2 protein-coding genes are annotated in these 3,119 nt (G+C 61.3%); both read right to left on the reverse strand.

The genetic code is table 11. The annotated features are described in order from the left end of the window. Positions 1-403: 403 nt before the first annotated feature. The gene (locus Q0K07_RS13030) at positions 404-1,804 is read right to left on the reverse strand and encodes an MFS transporter (protein WP_367178910.1); all 1,401 of its coding nucleotides are present in this window, start codon (positions 1,802-1,804) and stop codon (positions 404-406) included. Continuing rightward, positions 1,690-2,766 carry a TRAP transporter substrate-binding protein gene (locus tag Q0K07_RS13035; RefSeq protein WP_294559793.1) on the reverse strand — a complete coding sequence of 359 codons (1,077 nt, stop codon included), beginning with the start codon at positions 2,764-2,766 and terminating at the stop codon, positions 1,690-1,692. The genes Q0K07_RS13030 and Q0K07_RS13035 overlap by 115 nt, the downstream gene beginning before the upstream one ends. Between the last annotated feature and the right edge of the window lie 353 nt (positions 2,767-3,119).

Genomic DNA, 3,119 nt, shown 5'->3' on the forward strand with positions numbered 1-3,119 from the left:
TCAGGATAGGATGAGCGTGGTATGTCGGCCTCTGCCTTATTCGGCTCCCGTTTGCATAAGGAAAGCCGATTTTCAACGCCGGGGCAGGCCTTGGTTTGCGCAGAAGCCCTTTTTCACGCTTTATTCGACTTTCGTTTGCGAAGGTGGGCCTTGTATCAACGCTCTGGGGCCCCCGGCCAGCCTTCAGGCGGCCGGGCCGCGAGGGCCGCGCAGCCGCGATTCACTCGCGGCGTAAGCAAGGCCCGAGTCGTACAAGCCCCGTTCCCTGTACAGTGTGTCCTGCGCAGACGGGCCTTCGCGTCACACAGGCGATGGAAAGTCAAGGTCGGGCCTTCGCGTCACACAGGCGATGGAAAGTCAAGGTCGGGCCTTCGCGTCACACAGGCGCTGGCAAGGTCAAATATCAGGCCTTCTTTTGTTCCTCGTTCTTCCTGGTGCAGGTTTCCGGCAGGCCCAGGCTGAGCAGGGCGGCCGCAAGGCCGAGCACCGCCATGGGCAGAAAGGCCGCGGCAAAGGCTTCGTGTGCGGAAACGTGCTGCATATGTTCCAGAATGAAGCCGGAAAGGTTCTGGAGCAGCGCGCCGGTCATGAACAGCCCCGATGCCATGATGCCGCTGGTTGCGCCCATGCCTTCCGTGCCCACCAGCGCGCGGGCCGTGGCATAGGCTATGGGGTTGGGCCCGTTGGCAGCAACGCCTATGCCCAGGGAAACGGCGTACAGCCCCCACAAGGGCATGGATGCGCCGAAGAGTATGAGCGCTCCGAACGAGCACGCGCCGAGCATGCCTGCCAGAAAAAGCGTTCTGCGGTGGGAATGGAGCACCCCTTCACTCAGCCAGGTGACAAAGGGCGCCCCTGCAATGTGTCCCACCGCGCCCATGGCCAGAATGTTGCCCGCCTGCGCCGGGGAAAGCCCGTGCGCCTTTTGCAGGTACATCCCGCCCCACAGGCCGTGGAACACGAAATAGGCACTGGCCAGGGCAAGAAACAGCAGCACAAGCCGCCACAGCGTTCTGTTTGCCGCAAGGGCCCGCAAATCTTCCCGCAGATTGCCGGCCGCGGCGTTTTTCTGCCCCTCCGCTTCCGGCGGAAAGTTGCGTACCACAAGAAAAATGGCCGCAGAAAGCACGGCCGCGGCGCAGGCAAGCGCGGCACAGGCAAAACGCCAGCCGCAGGCCTGCGTGAGCAGCGCAAGCGGCGTGGTGGCCAGAAAGCCGCCCAGCCCCCCGGCAACAAAAAAGGCCGTGCACAGCCGCGAAAACATCGAGGGCGCAAACCAGCGGCCGAACAGCACAAACGACGATACCATGACCCCGGCCATGCCCACCCCGTTGAGCGCTCTGCCCGGCAGGGCGGAAAGAAGCCCTGTGGAGGTGGCGAAAAGCAGCCCGCCCGCCGCCGCAAGCGCAAACTGCAGCCCCATGAGCAGGCGCGGCCCCAGGCGCGAGGATATCAGCCCGGAAAAAAACTGCATGAGCGCATAGGCGCACAGGTACACGGAACTCAGCCTGCCCATGGCTTCCGGCGAAAGGGCAAGCTCTTCCATCACGTCGGGGGCAAGTACCGTAATGGCCGCGTTCTGAATGAACACCAGCATGTACGCGGTGCACAGCGTAGCAAAAAGAATCGTTCTGTAGCGGGGAAGCATGGCGAAAAAAAGGGGGCGGATGCCCGCCCTCCGGGTTGAAATTACAGGTCGTACTTGCCGTACTTGCCGGCGCGCAGTTCTTCCATGTGGAACTTGTTGCGTTCCTGCACGAAGTTGAGCACCTTTTCCACGAGTTCCGGCGATTCGTCCTTGCATACCTCGTTCTTCCAGTGATCGAGGAAGGGCGAGAGCGCCTTCATGAGCGCCGCATGGTCGGCATCGGAAAGTTCATAGAATTCATGCCCCTGCTGACGCATCCATTCCGCGTCTTCCCGCGCGCCGTCTTCCAGGCTCTTGCCCAGCGCAAGCGCCATGTTCACGCCGCCCTTTTCCCGAAGCCAGGTCTGCATGTCCGCAGGCATTTCATCCCACAGGGGCTTGTGAATGCTGATGTTGAAGCCCGTCACACCCGTGTTCAGCATAAGGTGGTACTTCGTGGCTTCCGAAATCTTGAAGGAACGCACCGGAGCCATGGGGCAGAGCACGCCGTCGGCCATGCCCTTGGAAAGCGCAAGATAGGTGTCCGGAGAGGGCAGACGAATGGGGTTCGCTCCCAGCGCCTTGGCGATTTCAATGGTGACCGCGTCCCATACCACAAGCTTGTGACCCTTCAGCTCCGCAAGGCTCTTCACCGGCTTGATGGTGTGCACCTGATAGGTGGCCGATACCCACGACGTGAAGCACTGGGAATTCGGGGGCAGTTCCTTCTGCACTTCGGGGAACGCTTCAATCAGCTCCTGCATAACCACGCTGCCCGTGATGGCGTTGGAAAAAAGTCCCGGAACGTCCACCACCGAAAGCAGATTCATCTTGCCCGGAAAAAGAGAAGGCCGTACGCGCCCGAAGTCCACACGGCCGTCGGCAACAGCCATGATCCCTTCCGTTTCAGGGAAAAGCTCGTTCGTCGCAAAATAGTCGAAGCTCAGCCCGTTCTTGCCCGGGAACTTCTTTTCCGCTTCGTCCATGAAGCCCTTCCATACATACTCCACCGAAGGATGCGAAATGGCATAGCCCCCGTTGAACGAAAGATGCCTGAATCCCTTCGCCTCCGCCGTGGTGCATACACAGAGCGAAAGCCCGATCAGCGCCGCGGCCAGTCCCGTCATGTGTTTGAGCATACGTTCTCCTTTTCTTCTGCGGGAAACACCCCTCCGGGCCTCCCCTTGTTCTTTTTGTATCACAGGGAATTATCCCCCTTTCGTCAATCAATAAAATTTGCCCGGGTGTTCAGCTGTCATGAACACCCCGCATCCCTGCCCCTCGGAAGACAGAAAAGGCAGGAAAGGCACGCGGGGCCCGCCCCGCACCCCGCCGGGGGGAATGATTCCCCCCGAACCCCCTCAGTTTGCGAAGGTGGGCCATGTATCAACGCTCGGGGGCCCCCGGCCAGCTTTCAGGCGGCCGGGCCGCGAGGGCCGCGCAGCCGCGATTCACTCGCGGCGTAAGCAAGGCCCGAGTCGTACAAGCCCCG

It is taken from the genome of uncultured Mailhella sp., from assembly GCF_944324615.1.
Taxonomy (GTDB): domain Bacteria; phylum Desulfobacterota; class Desulfovibrionia; order Desulfovibrionales; family Desulfovibrionaceae; genus Mailhella.